Source organism: Rhodanobacter sp. MP7CTX1 (genome assembly GCF_014205795.1).
Lineage (GTDB): Bacteria > Pseudomonadota > Gammaproteobacteria > Xanthomonadales > Rhodanobacteraceae > Rhodanobacter.
The window spans coordinates 1-16819 of the sequence record NZ_JACHCN010000015.1 but is presented as its reverse complement, the minus strand read 5'-3'; the positions used below and the strand labels follow the sequence as shown (position 1 = coordinate 16819).

7 protein-coding genes are annotated in these 16819 nt (G+C 62.6%); 2 read left to right on the top strand and 5 right to left on the bottom strand.

The window, feature by feature from the left end; translation table 11 throughout:
* Positions 1-205: 205 nt before the first annotated feature.
* From metH to HDE77_RS16145, 3 genes are read right to left on the bottom strand one after another with little or no spacing between them, the layout of a single operon-like run.
* Complete coding sequence (gene metH / locus HDE77_RS16155; protein ID WP_184418950.1) at positions 206-2896, bottom strand: methionine synthase; 2691 nt, start codon at positions 2894-2896, stop codon at positions 206-208.
* Entirely contained in the window at positions 2897-4003 is a 1107-nt protein-coding gene (locus tag HDE77_RS16150; protein WP_184418949.1) for a homocysteine S-methyltransferase family protein, read from the bottom strand.
* Between the two features lie 45 nt (positions 4004-4048).
* Positions 4049-4978, bottom strand: coding sequence for a metalloregulator ArsR/SmtB family transcription factor (locus HDE77_RS16145; RefSeq protein WP_184418948.1), 930 nt, complete (start codon positions 4976-4978; stop codon positions 4049-4051).
* 260 nt (positions 4979-5238) lie between these two features.
* On the opposite strand from HDE77_RS16145, the gene HDE77_RS16140 reads away from it, so the two are divergent.
* Entirely contained in the window at positions 5239-6399 is a 1161-nt protein-coding gene (locus HDE77_RS16140) for an acyl-CoA dehydrogenase family protein (protein WP_184418947.1), read from the top strand.
* A gap of 136 nt (positions 6400-6535) precedes the next feature.
* Here the strand turns inward: HDE77_RS16140 and HDE77_RS16135 are convergent, their stop codons facing one another.
* Both HDE77_RS16135 and HDE77_RS16130 read right to left on the bottom strand, forming a co-directional pair.
* The gene (locus HDE77_RS16135; RefSeq protein ID WP_184418946.1) at positions 6536-9790 is read right to left on the bottom strand and encodes an efflux RND transporter permease subunit; all 3255 of its coding nucleotides are present in this window, start codon (positions 9788-9790) and stop codon (positions 6536-6538) included.
* Positions 9791-9802: 12 nt separating this feature from the next.
* A complete protein-coding gene (locus HDE77_RS16130; protein WP_184418945.1) occupies positions 9803-11020 on the bottom strand; it encodes an efflux RND transporter periplasmic adaptor subunit in 1218 nt (405 codons plus the stop codon).
* Between the two features lie 638 nt (positions 11021-11658).
* Between HDE77_RS16130 and HDE77_RS16125 the strand changes: the two genes are divergently transcribed.
* Positions 11659-16605, top strand: coding sequence for an NAD-glutamate dehydrogenase domain-containing protein (locus tag HDE77_RS16125; RefSeq protein WP_184418944.1), 4947 nt, complete (start codon positions 11659-11661; stop codon positions 16603-16605).
* Positions 16606-16819 lie beyond the last annotated feature (214 nt).

Genomic DNA, 16819 nt, shown 5'->3' with positions numbered 1-16819 from the left:
GCTCCGGGTTTGCTGTTTGGGACGCTTGCTTCAGAGGCCATGAGCGTTTCGTCCTCCCGCGGAGGACGAAACGCTCTGCACTTCAAAGCAACAAATCAAAGCAGGGCATCGCGACTGAAGTCGCTCCCACAAGAGCAGCAATTTCCCGCGGGCACCTGCCCCTAACCCCAGCCCTCTCCCCACCGGGGAGAGGGAGCAGAGCGGTTTACTCGGGGTCGTAGTCGAGGTTGGAGGCAAGCCAGCGTTCGGCTTCGAGCATCGTCCAGCCTTTGCGTTTGGCGTAGTCCTCGACCTGTTCCTTGCTGAGCCGGCCAACCACAAAATACTGACTATCCGGGTGCGAGTAGTACCAGCCGGAGACGGCTGCGGTGGGATACATCGCGAAGCCTTCGGTGAGTTCGATACCGGTGTTGCGGGTGACGTCGAGCAGCGCGAACAGCGCAGTCTTCTCGGTGTGGTCGGGGCAGGCCGGGTAGCCTGGGGCGGGCCTGATACCGCGGTATTTTTCGGCAATGAGCTCGTCGTTGCCGAGTGACTCGTCCGGCACGAAACCCCAGAACTCGCGGCGCACGCGTTCGTGCATGTGTTCGGCAAAGGCCTCTGCCAGGCGGTCGGCGAGTGCCTTCAGCAGGATCGACGAATAGTCGTCGTAGTCGGCCTCGAAGCGTGTCAGATGTTCTTCGATGCCGATGCCAGCGGTGACTGCGAAGCCGCCGATCCAGTCCGGTTTGTCGAACTCTTTCGGTGCGATGAAATCGGCCAGGCAGAAGTCGGGGCGCTCGATCGGCTTGTCGACCTGCTGACGGAGGCTGTGCAAGGTGGCAAGCCGCTCTTTGCGTGCGGTGCTGGCATATACCTCCACGTCGTCGCCGACATTCGCGGCGGGCCACAGGCCGATCACGGCGCGGGCGGTCACCCACTTTTCGCCGATCAGGCGATCGAGCATCGCCTGCGCGTCCTTGAACAATTCACTGGCCTGTGTGCCGATCACTTCATCGGTGAGGATGGCCGGATAGTGACCTGCCAGTTCCCAGGTCTGGAAGAACGGTGTCCAGTCGATGTACGGGCGTAGCGTGGCGAGGTCGTAGTCATCAAACACGGTGACGCCTGGCTGGCGCGGCTGCGGCGGTTCGTAGGCCGCCCAGTCGCAGCTAAAACGCTGTGCGCGGGCCTTGGCCAGCGGCACCAGCTGCTTGCCGGGGCCGCGATTGCGATGACGTTCGCGCACGTCGGCGTAGTCCGCGCGCACCTTGGCGAGAAAGTCTTCGACCAAGTCCTTGCTGACTAGCGACTGCGCCACGCCGACTGCGCGCGAGGCATCTTTTACCCAGACGGTGCCGGCCTTGTAATGCGGCTCGATCTTCAGCGCGGTGTGCGCGCGCGAAGTGGTAGCGCCTCCAATCAACAGTGGGATATGGAAGTTCTGCCGCTGCATCTCGCGCGCGACCTGGCTCATTTCCTCGAGCGAGGGCGTAATCAGGCCGGACAGGCCGATCATGTCGGCGTTCTCGGCGATCGCGGTTTCCAGGATCCGCTGCACCGGCACCATGACACCGAGATCGATCACCTCGAAGTTGTTGCAACGGAGCACCACGCCGACGATGTTCTTGCCGATGTCATGCACGTCACCCTTGACGGTGGCCATAATGATCTTGCCGTTGTTCTTGCCGGTGTCGCCGGTGCGCAGCTTTTCTTCTTCGATGTAGGGCAGCAGATAGGCCACTGCCTTTTTCATCACGCGGGCGGATTTCACGACCTGGGGCAGGAACATCTTGCCGGCGCCGAACAGATCGCCGACCACGTTCATGCCGTCCATCAGCGGACCTTCGATGACATCGAGCGGACGCGACGACAGCTGGCGCGCCTCTTCAGTGTCCTCGACCACGTACTGATCGATCCCGTGCACGAGTGCGTGGCTGAGACGTTCGCGCACCGGCTTCTCGCGCCAGGCGAGCGTCTCGACAACCGCCGCGCCGCGTTTGCCCTTGTAGTTGTCGGCGATGTCCAGGAGTCGTTCGGTTGCGTCTTCGCGGCGATTGAGCACCACGTCCTCGACGCGTTCGCGCAATTCCGGATCGATGTCGTCCATGATCGTCAGCGCGCCGGCGTTGACGATGCCCATGTCCATGCCGGCGCGGATCGCGTGATACAGGAAGACCGAGTGGATCGCCTCGCGCACGATGTTGTTGCCGCGGAACGAGAACGACACGTTGGAAACGCCGCCGGAGATATGGCAGTCGGGAAAGCGCTTCTTCAGTTCGCGCGTGGCTTCGATGAAATCGACTGCGTAATTGTTGTGTTCCTCGATGCCGGTGGCGATCGCGAAGATGTTCGGGTCGAAGATGATGTCTTCGGGCAAAAAGTCGAGCTGGGTCGTGAGCAATTCGTAGGCGCGCGAACAGATTTCCACCTTGCGCGCGCAGGTATCGGCCTGGCCCTGTTCGTCGAACGCCATCACCACCGCGGCGGCGCCGTACTGCTGCACTTTGCGCGCGTGCTCGAGAAACGCCGCTTCGCCTTCTTTCATCGAGATCGAGTTGACGATGCCCTTGCCTTGCAGACAGCGCAGGCCGGCCTCGATCACCGTCCATTTGGACGAGTCGATCATGAAGGGCACGCGCGCGATGTCCGGTTCGGACGAGATCAGATTGACGAAGCGGGTCATCGCCGCCTCGGAATCGATCAACCCCTCGTCCATGTTGATGTCGATGATCTGCGCGCCGCTTTCGACCTGCTGGCGGGCGACGTCGACGGCCTCATCGTAGCGATCTTCCTTGATCAGCTTCTTGAACTGCGCCGAACCGGTGACGTTGGTGCGCTCGCCGACGTTGATGAACAGCAGGTCGGGCGTGATGATCAACGGTTCGAGGCCCGAAAGGCGGGTATGCCGCGCCATTTATGCAGCCTCCACTTCGGTTGCTGACGGCAACGCACGCGGCGCATGGTTGCGTACCGCCTCGGCAATCGCCTTGATATGCGCAGGCGTGGTGCCGCAGCAACCGCCGACCAGATTCAGCAGGCCGTCACGGGCGAAGCCGCCGATCACGTCGGCCATGTGTTCGGGTGTTTCGTCGTACTCGCCGAATGCGTTCGGCAGGCCGGCGTTCGGATGGGTGCTGACGAAACTTTCAGCGATGTTCGACAACGTCTGCACATGCGGACGCAGGTCTTCGGCGCCGAGCGCGCAGTTGAAGCCCACCGACAGGGGACGCGCGTGGCGCACGGAGTAGTAGAACGCCTCGGCCGTCTGTCCCGACAGCGTGCGGCCGGAGCGATCGGTAATGGTGCCGGAGATCATCACCGGCATGCGAGCGCCGCGCTGGTGGAACAGCTCGCTCAGCGCGAACAGCGCGGCCTTCGCGTTCAAGGTATCGAAGATCGTCTCGACCATGATCACGTCGGCGCCGCCGTCGATCAGGCCGTTGGTGGATTCGGTGTAGTTTTCCGCCAGTTCCTCGAACGTGACATTGCGGAAACCCGGGTCGTTGACGTCCGGCGACAGCGAGGCGGTGCGGCTGGTCGGGCCGAGCACGCCAATCACAAAGCGTGGTTTGTGTGGCGTTTTCGCGGTCATCGCATCGCAGGCGGCGCGGGCCAGACGTGCTCCTTCACGGTTCAATTCATACGCCAGATGCTGCAGCTTGTAGTCAGCCTGGCTGATGCGGGTGGAGTTGAACGTGTTGGTCTCGACCAGGTCCGCGCCAGCTTCCAGATAGGCCTCGTGGACGCCCCGGATGATCTCCGGCTTGGTCAGCGTGAGCAGGTCGTTGTTGCCTTTCAGGTCGCAACCCACCGGCGGTTCATGCGCCGAATGTTCATGGCTGTGGGCGTGGGCGTGGCCATCATGGCCATGCTCGAAACGCGCACCGCGAAAGCCATGTTCATCCAGCTCGTGCGCCTGCAGCATGGTGCCCATGCCGCCGTCGATGATCAGGATGCGTTGGCGCAGCGCTTGCTCCAGCAGGGCGACGCGGTCGGGGTGAATCCAGGGCAGCGTACTCATCAAACTTCCTTCGGTTAAGCATCTCTCCGCGCAGGAGAGTGGTGTTCAAGCTGGCTTGCGTGCCAGCAAACTGATCACTTCGAAATGCGGTGCCTTGCGTTCGCGGCTGAGCCGGTTGCAGCTCATCACCTCCAGGCGGGCAGCGTGGGCGAAACCGTCGAGCTGCTCACCGCTGAAACCGAGGTTGCGATGGTCGAATGGCTCGACGGCGGCGCGATGGTCGTGCTGGCCCAGGGTGACGGCAAGCAACCGGCCGCCAGGGCGCAGCACCCGTGCGGCCTCCGCCACGGCCTGGGCCGGATGTTCGGCATACGTCAGCGCGTGCAGCATCAACACCAGGTCGAAGCGCTGCTCGCCCAGCTCCAGTGCGTGCATGTCGCCTTGGCGCACCTGCACGTTGGTAAAGGACTTCAGGCGTTTGGCAGCAGCCTCGACGACTCGCTCGCTGCTGTCGATACACACGATCGAATGCGCGTGCGGTGCCAGCAGTTCGGCGGTGATGCCGTCGCCGGAAGCGATGTCCAGCACGTCGCCGGTACCCAGCAATTGCAGCAGCGAGCGCGCCAGCGTTTCCCAGGTGCGGCCGGGGGAATAGTGGCGCTCCATGTCGCCGGCGACGGTGTCGGCCCAGCCTTCCTCGCGTGCGCGATTGGCCAACACACCCGGCAGGCGCGCGGTGTCCTCGCGCAGCAATGCGTCGTCGATGCTCTCGCGCAGCGAGCTGAGCAGATTGTGCTGGGCTTCGTCGCCTTCGTTGTTGGCGCGGTAATAAGCCGATACGCCTGCACGTCGGTCGCGAACCAGCCCGGCCTCCTTCAACTTGGCCAGATGCGTGGACACCCTCGGTTGCGCCAGATGCAGCACCGCGGCCAGTTCAGCCACGGTGAGTTCTTCGTTTTCGAGCAGCGCCAGCAGGCGTACGCGGGTAGGGTCGGCCAGCAGCCGGAGCACGCTGGAGGCGGTCGCCAGATCCATCGGGCATCCTTATATCGCGATACAGAGATAACAAGTCTGGCCGGGGTTTGCCGGGGCGTCAAGCGGTAGAAGGCGGGTTGTTCATACAGCAGCGGTTTCCAGCGGATCGCCGCTCCCTCGCGGTGCATTGAAAGGGCTTCCTGAGGGGCGGCCGGCGGTGGGGCACGACGCCAGACCCGCCGCTCGCTAGAATAGTCGGCTGGCTGCGGCCTCAGATTCAGTCTTGATCAGCTGCTCATGGCGGCGCCGAGGAGAAGTTTATGGATTTCCGTTTTACTGAAGATCAGCTGTCGATCCAGTCGATCGCCCGCGATTTTGCGCAGAAGCGCATTGTGCCGGTGGCGGCTGAGCTCGACGCCAAGGCCGAGTTTCCGCTGGACAACATTCGCGAGATGGGCCAGCTCGGCCTGATGGGCATCGAGGTGCCGGAAGCCTACGGCGGTGCGGGCATGGATCCGATCGCCTATGTGCTGGCGATGATCGAGATTGCCGCGGCCGACGCGGCTACGGCGACCATTATGTCGGTGAACAACTCGCTGTTCTGCAATGGCATCCTGAAACACGGCAACGAGGAGCAGAAGCAGAAGTTTGTGCGCGCGATCGCCCAGGGCGAAGCGATCGGTGCCTACGCGCTTACCGAGCCGCAATCCGGCTCCGATGCCTCGGCCATGCATACCCGCGCCAGCAAGAATGCGAACGGCGACTGGGTGATCAATGGCAAAAAGAGCTGGATCACCTCCGGCCCGGTGGCACGCTACATGGTGTTGTTTGCCATCTCCACGCCGGGCATCGGCGCCAAGGGCGTGTCGGCGTTCATCATCGATACCTCGCTGCCGGGCTTCCACGCCGGCAAGAGCGAGCCGAAGCTGGGCATCCGCGCCTCGGCGACCTGCGAGATCGAGTTCACCGAATACGTTTGCCCGAAGGAGAACCTGCTGGGCGACGAAGGCAAGGGCTTCTCGATCGCGATGGGCGTGCTCGACGCTGGCCGCATCGGTATCGCCTCGCAGGCGGTCGGCATTGCCCGTGCCGCCTACGAAGCCACCCTGACGTGGGTGCGCGATCGCAAAGCCTTTGGCCATCCGATCGGCACGTTCCAGATGACTCAGTCCAAGATTGCCGATATGAAGTGCAAGCTGGATGCGGCGACCCTGCTGACCCTGAGAGCGGCATGGACGAAGGGCGAGGCTGAAAAGAACGGTGGCCGCTTCGGCACCGAGGCGGCCGTGGCCAAGCTCACCGCCTCCGAAACGGCAATGTGGATTGCCCACCAGGCCGTGCAGATTCACGGTGGCATGGGCTATTCGAAGGAGATGCCGCTGGAGCGTTTCTTCCGCGATGCGAAGATCACCGAAATCTACGAAGGCACCAGCGAGATTCAGCGCATGGTGATTGCGCGCGCCGAAACCGGCTTGCGCTAACCGATACAGCGTTCAAAGAAAAAGCCCGGGCAGGGAAACCTGTCTGGGCTTTTTGCGTTTGTCTCGAACGTAGCTGCCATCCAGCTTCCGCTTCAAACGTGCCCTCTGCCGACGAGGAGAGGGCACAGGATCACGATCAGTGCTGCGGATGAGACTCCAGCGACTTCGGTTGGCTGTTGTCGGGCGGCGGCGTCTTGCCGTCACCGTCCAGCTTGTCACCCAGCAGGCGACGCACGCTGACGTAGAACACCGGGATCAGCAGCAGGCCAAGGAACGTGGCGAACAGCATGCCGCCGATCACACCGACGCCGATCTCGTGACGGGAAACCGCGCCTGCTCCGGTGGAGAGGACCAGCGGAAGCACGCCCAGGATGAAGGCCATCGAGGTCATCAGGATCGGGCGCAAGCGCAGTCGGGCTGCCGTGAGTACCGCTTCGGCCAGAGTCTTGCCCGCAGCCTGTTCCTCGACCGCGAACTCCACGATCAGAATCGCGTTCTTGGCGGCCAGTCCCATCACCGTGACCAGACCCAACTTGAAGTAAATATCGTTGGGCAGACCGGTCAGCTTGCAAAACACCAACATGCCGAGCATGCCCAGCGGCACCACCAGCAACACCGCTAGCGGTATCGACCAGCTTTCATACAGCGCGGACAGGCATAGAAACACGACGACGATCGATAGCAGCAACAGCATCGTGGCCGAATTGCCCGCCAGCACTTCCTGATAGGACTGGCCAGTCCAATCGGAAGCGTAGCCCGGGGGCAGGTCCTTGTTGATGATGCCTTCCATCACTTGCATGGCCTGACCGGTCGAATAGCCGGGCGCGGAATTGCCCACGATTTCGACCGCGGAGTAGCCGTTATAGCGCGGCAGCGCGGCCGCTCCTATGCCCCAGTTGGCCTTCACCACGCTGGACAGCGGCACCATGTTGTACGGGCTGATGGCGCCATTGCTCACCGAAGGATTGACCTCGGTGAGATAGCCGCTGGTGTTGACAGCCGTCGCGGCGGTGCTGCCCGTCCTGCCGATACCGCTGGGCGTATAGATGTGTTGCAGGGCATCCAGATTCATGCGGTATGGGGCGTCCGCCTGAATGTACACGCGCTTGATGCGACCGCCGTAGTTGAACTGGTTGACGTAGTTCGGCGCCAGCAGCAACTGGAGGGCACCGTAGACATCGGTGAGCGACAGCCCCATCGACTGGGCCTGCACGCGATCGACCTTCATCTGCAACTGCGGTGCGTCCGGCAGCGAGTTCGGACGGATCCCGTAAAGCTCAGGGCTCTTGCCGGCTTTGCCGAGCAGGGTGCCCATCGCTTGCGCCAGTTCCTGGCGGGATTGACCGGTGCGCGCCTGCAGATACATATCCACGCCGCCGAACTGGCTGAGGCCGCGGATGGTTGGCAGGTTGACCACGAAAATCTGTGCATCGGTGATGCTGTGCAAAATTCCATTGGCCTGCGGGATCAACTCCATCGCGGTTTTCCCGCGGATATCCCAGTCCTTCAACTTGATAAAGGACATGCCGACGTTTTCCGCGTTGCCGACAAAGCTGAAGCCCTCGGGCTGGAAAATCGCCGCGATGTCGTTGCCGATCGGACTGTGCATCAGCTTGTCGCGAATCTCGGCCATCACGTGGTCGGTGCGTTGCAACGTGGCACCCGGTGGAAGCGAAACGATGGCCAGCATGAAGCCCTGGTCTTCGTCGGGTACGAAGCTGGTCGGCAAACGGGTGTACAGAAAACCAGCCAGTACGGTAACCAGTGCGAACGCCAGCATCCAGCGTGGAGCGTGGCGAATCGCACTGCCGACATGGCCGTGGTAGGTATGGGTGACCCAGTCGAACGTCTGGTTGAACCAACGGAAGACGATGTTCTTCTTCTCGCCATGCGTCGGCTTGAGCAAGCTCGCGCAAAGTGCCGGGGTGAACGACATCGCCAGGAACGCCGAGAACGCCATCGAGATCGCGATGGTCAGCGCAAACTGGGCATACACGATACCGGTAGCGCCCGGCTGCAGGGCGGACGGCACGAACACCGCCGTCAGCACCACGGTGATCGCCACGATGGCGCCGGTAATCTGGCCCATGGCTTTGCGGGCAGCTGGGTGGGGATCCAGCTTCTCCTCGCTCATGATGCGCTCGACGTTCTCGATAACCACGATCGCGTCGTCCACCACGATGCCGATCGCCAGCACCATGCCGAACAGCGTGAGCTGGTTCAGTGAGAAATGCAGCAAGTACAGGCCGATGAATGTGCCCAGCAAGGCCACCGGGATCACCAGCGTGGGGATGATGGTGGCCCTCAGGTTCTGCAGGAAGATCAGCATCACCAGGAACACCAGTGCGATCGCCTCGAACAGCGTGCGCACCACATCGGTAATCGAGGCGACGATGAAGGGGGTGGTGTCGTAGGGGACGTCCCACTGCACACCGGGTGGCAGATCCTTCGCCAGGACCGCCATTTCCGACTTCACCGCCTTGGCCACCGCAAGTGCGTTGGCACCAGGCAGCAGGAAAAGGCCCAGGCCGCCGGCCGGCTTGTTTTTATAGATAGCCGCCGAACCATAGCTCTGCGGGCCGAACGTGATACGGGCGACGTCGCTCAGGCGTACTGTCGTGCCGTCGCTTTGGGCGAGCAGGATGATATTGCGGAACTGCTGCAGCGAGGAAAACAGCGTATCGGCCGCGACAGTCGCCGTGAACTCCTGCCCCTTGGTCGACGGATCGGCACCCAGCGAGCCGGCGGCGAATTGCGCGTTCTGGGCGCTGACGGCACTCAATACCTGCGTAGCGGACAGCCCATAGCCCTGCAGCTTGTCCGGATTGAGCCAGATGCGCACCGCGTATTCCGAGCCGAGCTCGAACGTATTACCGATACCGTTGACACGGGAGACCACCGGCTGAATCTGCGAGGCGACGATATCGGCGAGTCGAGGCGCGTCGATCGAGGGATTGTCCGAGGTCAGGCCGATGAACATCAGGATGTCGGGGCTGGCCTTGGCCACCACCACGCCCTGCTGAATGACCGAGGCGGGCAGCAGTGGCTGGGCCAGGGTGATCTTGTTTTGTACCTGCACCTGGGCGATGTCCGGATTGGTGCCGGTCGCGAAGGTCAGGGTGATCGTGCTGTTGCCGTTGGAGTTGGAGGACGAGCTGAAATACAGCAGGTTGTCGATGCCAGTGAGCTGTTGCTCGATCACCTGGGTAACCGTCGACTCCATGGTCGCGGCGCTGGCGCCGGGATAGTTTGCACTCACCGTCACCTGTGGCGGAGCGATGTCCGGGTAGGAATCGATGCCGAGGTTCAGCATCGCGATGACGCCGATCAGGGAGATCAGGATGGCGACCACCCAGGCGAAGATTGGGCGATCGATAAAGAAACTAGGCATGAGACGGCTTCCTTACTGTTTGTTGCCGGCGGACTGACCAGCTGGCGCCTTGGCGTCAGAACCTGCCTGAGTCGCGGCAGCCTGCGCAGGCTGCCACGGCGTTGCTTTCGCGGAGCCGCCTTCTTTCGCGCCTTGCAGGCCGGTCACGATCACCTGGTCGCCGTTGCTGAGGCCGCTGGTGACGATCCAGTTGCTTTCATAGCTGTTGCTGGCGTTGACGTCCTTGCGCACGACCTTGTCATCCTTGCCGACCACCAGCGCGTAAGCACCGACAGAGTCGCGCAGCAGGGCTTGCTGCGGGATCAGGAACACATTGTTCAACTGACCAAGGTTGACGGTGAGGGTTACGTAGAGGCCCGCCAGCAGCTGGTGATTCGGGTTGGGCACCAGGGCGCGCAGGTTGACCGCGCCGGTGTTCGCATTCACCGTCACATCGGAAAAATCCAGTGTGCCGAGTGGCTCGTACTTGCTACCGTCGGCCTGGATGATCTGCACGGTGGTCTTGTTCTGTGCCGTCAGCGCAACGCTGCCCTTGCTTTGCGCCTGTTGCAGCATCGCCAGATCGGCTGCGCTGATGGTGAAGTTCGCATACAGCTGATCAATCTGCTGGACGGTGGTCAGCAAGGTGCCGCCGGAGCCGACATCGCTGGTGCCATTGCCCACGGTCGCGCCTGCGGTGACCTGCTGCTGGCCGGCGATGCCGTCGATCGGCGAAGTCACCTTGGTGTAGCCAAGGTTGACCCGTGCGCTGGCCACGTTCGCCTCGTCCGCCTTGACCTTGGCGATGGCACTGCGCATGACGGCTTCGTCATTGTCGACCTGCTGTTGCGATACATACCCGTTGGGTACCAGCTTGTGGTCGCGGTCGACGGTAACCCGGGCATTGACCTGGGTCGCCTGATCCTGCGCCAGGATGCTGAGGCTGTTGTTGAGCTGCGCCTGGTAGAAGGTCGGATCGATCTCGAACAGCAACTGGCCCTGCTTGACCGCGCTGCCTTCCGTGTAGTTGCGCTTGAGCAGCACGCCGGAGACGCGAGCGGTTACGTTGGCACTGTAGTAAGCCGACAGGCGGCCGGACGTATCCCTGGTCAGCGGCGCGCTCTGCTGTCGCGCCGTGATCACGCCGACCTGCGGTGGCGGCGGCTGCGGTGGCTCCGGCTTTTTGCCACAGGCAGCGAGCGCCAGCAGACTCAAGCACAACACGGGTGTGCGCAGTAACGAGGACTTCATGGGAGCTCCAGAACTTGCTTGATCGGGGATGAAGGGCGTTGCCGGGACGCAGTGCAGCAAATCCGTTGACTAGTTACTGCATCGCGGCCGATGTGTCTTGTGTCATAGGTTGGTCCGGCGCTCACCCGCCTGACCGCCTGGGCGTTCAATGTAATCCTTCGACTAGGCCGCAGTAGGCCGAGCCCGCGAGACTATACCGTCCAGTTTACATTTTATTGGCAGCGTGAATCCAGTCATTGACAGCTATCGCCGCGTTGTGGGCAGCGTGAGGCAGCTGTGGGCTATCGAGGTGAATTCGCGCACTGAGAGGTAAGGCGCAGCAGACGTCATGCCGCTTACCGATCCGATACCGATGGACCGTGAGCATGGTTGCTGCAGCGCGAGCGCACCATTCGATGTGAGCCCATGCCAACGAGCACGGGCGATGCGTGATGAGTATCACCGCTGCATGAAGCATGGCATACCGCCAGCGCACTGCATCACCTTGCGAGATACGCTGATGTGACGGACCGCTGAACCCATGCGCGCGGGAATGGTGCAACTGCGCTGCTGTGGGTGGATTCGTCATGAAGCGCGGCGTATCCTTTCAAGGCTTTTTACCCCCATTCTCACCTCGTCTCCACTGACCAGTAGATGCCATGAATGTGACCCATGCGGCCAATGATCTCCCCCTTCCGTCCTTGGTGCTTGAAGAACTGAAAAAGAGTGGTTTGACACCCCAGCGCCTAAGTGAGGCGCAAGTTTTTTGCCAGGCTTTCTTCGCGCGCATCGCGGCCAGCGACGTCGAACTGCACACCCCGGAACAATGGACCGTGCTGATCGGAGGCCTGCTCTACTTCATGCAGCAGCGCCCGGCAGACACCGCCCTGGTGCGCGTGCTCAACCCTACCGACTCGCATGCCGGCCGCAGCCTGTTGCAGATCGTCACCGACGACATGCCGTTCCTGGTTGATACGGTGAGCATGATCGTTTCGACGAAGTTGCAGATCCACGCCGTGATCCATCCCATGCTCAAGGTGGTTCGCGATGCTTCCGGCGAGCTGCAGGGTATCGGTGACGAGGCTGGCGCGTCGCAGTCGGCAAAGCCCGAATCCGTCATGCATTTCGAGATCGACCGGGTGGCCGACGAGACCGAGCAGGCGCAATTGATCGCGCAGGTCGAAGCCGCCCTGGACGACGTGCGCGTCGCCGTGAACGACTGGGCCGCAATGCGCGACCGGGCACTGGCGATTGCTACCGATCTGCCGCAGCGCAAACTGCCGCTGGACGCTGCCTCGGTGCAGGAAGCCAGCGAGTTCCTGCGCTGGATTGCCGACGACAACTTCACCTTCCTCGGCTACCGCGAGTACGAAGTTGCCGAGGCCGATGGCGAGCGCGTGCTGCGCTCGCTCGAAGGCTCCGGTCTGGGCATCCTGCACAAGAACGATCGCTCGATGGCACCGCGCTCATTGCGCACGCTGGCCGCCAGCGAGTTGCCACAGTCCGGCGCCACCGACGCCATCATCCTGACCAAGACCAACGCACGCTCGCATGTGCACCGCGCCGGCTACATGGATTACATCGGCGTGCTGAAGTTCGACGCCAATGGCGTAGCGGTGGCCGAACAGCGCTTCCTCGGCCTGTTCTCCTCCAATGCGTACATGGCGCGCCCGCAGGATGTGCCGCTGGTGCGACACAAGGTGGAGGCGGTGCTGGTTCGTTCGGGCCTCAAACGCGATTCGTATTCCGGCAAGTCGCTGCGCCACATCATGGAAACGCTGCCGCGCGAAGAGCTGCTGCAGAGCAGCGAAGACGAATTGTTCTCGACTTCGATGGGTATTCTGGAGTTGCGCCAGCGTGCACGCACACGGTTGTTCGTGCGCCGCGATCGCTACGGTCGTTTCTTCACCTGCATGGTGTTTGTGCCGCGCGACCGTTTCAATACCTCGGTGCGCGAACGCATCGAAACGCTGTTGGGTAACGCGCTGCACGCCGAGCAGAGCGACTCATCGGTGCAGATGGGCGAGGCCGCGCTGGCGCGACTGACGATCGTCGCGCGACCGAAGATCGGTGACCAGCCGCCGTATGATCTGGTGGCACTGGAGCAGGGTGTCGCCGGCATCGTGCGCAATTGGCACGATGAGGTGCGCGATGCACTCGTGCGTTCGCGCGGTGATCACGAAGGCGTGGTGCTGGCAAATCGTTATGCCAAATCGCTGCCGGCCGGCTACGTCGAGGACGTAAGTCCGGCGGTCGCCGCCGAAGACGTGCATCAGCTGTCTTTGCTGCAGGGCGACAACGCTCTGCGGATGTCGTTCTACCATCCGCCCAAGGCACCGGAGACGCTGCGATTCAAGGTTTACCGCAGCGGTGGCGACATCGCCTTGTCCGAAGTGCTGCCGCAGTTGGAGAACCTCGGCCTGCGCGTGCTCACCGAACATGTCTACGAGATCCCCGGCGACGCTGGCGCGCAGTCGATCCAGGACTTCGAAGTGCAGCCGGTGGGCAAGCTCACATTCAGTGTGGAACAGGTCGGCGCATTGTTCGAGGATGCGTTCGAGCAGATCTGGCGCGGGAATGCTGAAAACGACGGCTTCAACCGGCTGGTGCTTGGCGCCAAGCTGAGCTGGCGCCAGGTCGCGATGCTGCGCGGCTACTGCAAATACCAACTGCAGGCTGGCGTGGCGTTCTCGCAGACCTACATGGAAACCACGCTCAACCGCTATCCGGCAATCGCCGGCTTGCTGGTGGAGCTGTTCCTGGCCAAGTTTGATCCACGCCGTGAAGCACTTTCCACCGAAGAGTTGAAGGTCGCCGGCGCCACCCTGGTGGCCGAGATGCAGGCGCTGATTCCACAAGAGGTGCAGACCAGCCATCCTGCGCTGATCGATGGCCTGAGCGCAGCGCTGGCATTGCCACGTGCCGAGCAGATCCAGACCGTGGAAGACGCCATCGGCCTGCTGCTGGAGAACGTCGACAGCCTCGACGAAGATCGCATCCTGCGCAGCTTCGTCAAGGTGATCCGCGCCACCCTGCGTACCAGCTTCTTCCAGCAGTGGGACGGCGCGCATCGCGATTACATCAGCTACAAGCTCGACTCGCACAAGGTGCCCGAGCTGCCCAAGCCGGTGCCGTATCGCGAAATCTGGGTGTGCGCACCGCGCGTTGAGGGCATCCACCTGCGTTTCGGCGCGGTGGCCCGCGGTGGTCTGCGCTGGTCCGACCGTCGTGAAGATTTCCGCACCGAGGTGCTGGGCCTGGTCAAGGCGCAGATGGTGAAGAACACGGTGATCGTGCCGGTCGGTTCCAAGGGCGGCTTCTTCGTCAAGAAGGCCCCTGTGGGTGGCGACCGCGACGTGCAACTGGCCGAGGGCATTGCCTGCTACCGCCTGTTCATCAACGGCCTGCTCGACATCACCGACAACCTGATCGAGGGCAAGGTGGTGAACCCGCATGACGTGGTACGCCACGACGCGGATGACCCATACCTCGTGGTGGCTGCCGACAAGGGCACCGCCACGTTCTCCGACATCGCCAACGCGATTTCGATCGAACACGATTACTGGCTTGGCGACGCGTTCGCGTCCGGTGGGTCCTACGGTTACGACCACAAAGGCATGGGCATCACCGCGAAGGGTGCGTGGGAGTCGGTGAAGCGTCACTTCCGCTCGCTCAACCGCGACTGTCAGACGCAGGATTTCACTTGCGTCGGTATCGGCGACATGTCCGGCGACGTGTTCGGCAACGGCATGTTGCTGTCCAGGCACACGCGCCTGCTGGTGGCGTTCGATCATCGTCATATCTTCTTTGATCCGAACCCGGATACGGCGCGTTCGTTCGTCGAGCGCGAGCGCATGTTCAAGTTGCCGCGTTCGAGCTGGGACGACTACGACAAGTCGCTGATCTCCACCGGTGGCGGCATCTGGCCGCGCAGCGCGAAGTCGATCCCGATCTCGCCCGAAGTGCGCGCGATACTGGGCCTCAAGCCCGACGTGCTGCAGCTGGCGCCGAACGATCTGCTCAGCGCGATCCTCAAGGCTCCGGTCGACCTGCTGTGGAACGGCGGCATCGGCACCTATGTGAAGGCCTCCAGCGAGACGCAGGCCGATGTGGGCGACCGCGCGAACAACGCACTGCGCGTCAACGGTATCGAGCTGCGCTGCAAGATCGTCGGCGAAGGCGGCAACCTGGGCTTGACCCAGAAGGGTCGCATCGAGGCGGCGCAGCACGGCGTGCTGCTGAATACCGACTTCATCGACAACTCCGCCGGCGTGGATACCTCCGATCACGAGGTGAACATCAAGATCCTGCTCAACGATGCGGTGCAGCGTGGCGAGTTGACCGAAGACGCGCGCAACGTGCAGCTGGCGTCCATGACCGATGAAGTCGGCCAGCTGGTGCTGTGGGACAACTACCGGCAGAACCAGGCGATCACCTTGATGGAGCACCAATCGGTGAACCGTCTCGGCTCGATGGCGCACTTCATCCGCACGCTCGAAGCGGAAGGCACGCTGGATCGTCAGGTGGAAAACCTGCCGACCGAGGCCGAGTTGACCGAGCGCAAGAGCCGCGGCCTGGGCCTGACCCGACCGGAGCTGTCGGTGCTGCTGTCCTACGACAAGATTCGTCTATACCAGCAGCTGCTCGATTCGGACGTGCCGGAAGATCCGTACCTGTCACGCGAGCTGGTGCGTTACTTCCCCGAGCCATTGCACGAAAAGTACGCCGCACACATGCAGCGCCATCGCCTGAAGCGCGAGATCATCGCCACCGCGGTGACCAACTCGACGATCAACCGCATGGGCGCCACCTTCATGATGCGCATGCAGGAAGACACCGGCCAGCGCCCGGCAGCGATCGCCAAGGCGTATACAGCGGCGCGCGAGATTCTCGAGGCACGCGAGCTGTGGGCCGAGATCGAAGCACTCGACAGCAAGGTGGCTGAGGACACCCAGATCGACGCGATCAAGCAGATATGGTCGCTGTTGCGGCATCTGACCCGCTGGTTGCTCAACCGTCCCGGTGGCACGCTGGATATCGCCGCCAATGTCGAGCGCTATCAGACCGGCGTGTCGGCCCTGCGCCTGGCTCTGCCGGAGGTGCTGACGCCTACCGGCAAGGGTGATTTCTCCTGCAGTCAGGAGAAATGGGAAGGGTTGGGGTTGCCTGCCGAGCTGGCCTTGCGGCTGGCCCGCATGCCGGAGCTGCGCGCGGCGCTGGATATGGTCGAGGTCGCGCAGCAGAGCGGCCAGCCGATGCAGAAAGTCGCCAACGTGTTCTACGAACTGGGCGAAGCGCTCGACCTGGAATGGTTGCGCGGACAGATCGAGGCGTTGCCGGTCGAGGGTCACTGGCATGCACAGGCACGCGGCTCGCTGCTCGATGAACTCAATCATCAGCATCGTGCGCTCGCGCTGCAGGTGCTGACCTTGGCCAGCGATCGCAAGGACGTCTCGCCGGTGCAGGCATGGCTGCAGCGCGACGATGCCACGCTGCAGTACACCCGCAGCATGCTGGCGGAAATCCTCACCCAGAACGCGGACTACCCGATCGCCTCGGTCGCCGTGCGCCGCCTGGCCCAGCTTGCGCAGGTGCCAGTGGGCTGAGGCTGCTTCACCCACAGAGCCTGCCCCGGATCGACTCCGGAGCAGGCTCTGTGCGCGAGGTCTCTGCGAGAGCCTGCTTTTGTGGGAGCGACTTCAGTCGCGATGCGCTACCGCACGTCCATCGCGACTGAAGTCGCTTGTATGTTTGACGGCGGCGAGTCAGAAAGGGCTTGCCGGGGTGGAGGGACCTTAGCCGCATCTGGCCGTAGGCACA